This window comes from Micromonospora sp. URMC 107 (genome assembly GCF_051386315.1).
GTDB lineage: Bacteria > Actinomycetota > Actinomycetes > Mycobacteriales > Micromonosporaceae > Micromonospora.
On the sequence record NZ_JBPQTK010000304.1, the window covers coordinates 1 to 468 of the forward strand.

At 74.8% G+C, this 468-nt stretch carries 1 protein-coding gene; it reads left to right on the forward strand.

The window, feature by feature from the left end; genetic code table 11:
• Nucleotides 1-466 (forward strand): discoidin domain-containing protein (locus ACSNN9_RS28640; RefSeq protein ID WP_436676415.1); only part of this gene is annotated, 466 nt, incomplete at its 5' end.
• Between the last annotated feature and the right edge of the window lie 2 nt (nucleotides 467-468).

Below are 468 nucleotides of genomic sequence, written 5' to 3' on the forward strand. Positions count from 1 at the left end.
CGACGTGCCGTCGGTCGAGCCGAGCACCGACAGGGTCTGGGTCCGGCGCTCCCAGCCGGCGGGCAGCTTCAGCACCAACCAGAACTACGGCGCGGCGAACGCGGTGGACGGCAACGCGGCCAGCTACTGGGAGAGCGCCAACAACGCCTTCCCGCAGTCGCTGACGGTGGACCTGGGCGCGGCGCGGTCCGTCGACCGGGTGGTGCTGAAGCTGCCCGCCGGCTGGGAGCGCCGGACCCAGACCCTGTCGGTGCTCGGCTCGACCGACGGCTCGTCGTGGGCCACCCTCGCCGGGTCGGCCGGGCGCACCTTCGACCCGGCCGGCGGCAACACGGTGTCGATCAGCCTGCCGGCCGGCGAGCGCCGGTTCGTCCGGCTGACGGTCACCGGCAACACGGGCTGGCCGGCGGCGCAGCTCTCCGAGTTCGAGGTCTACGGCGGCGGCGCCGTCACCCCGCCGCCGTAGAC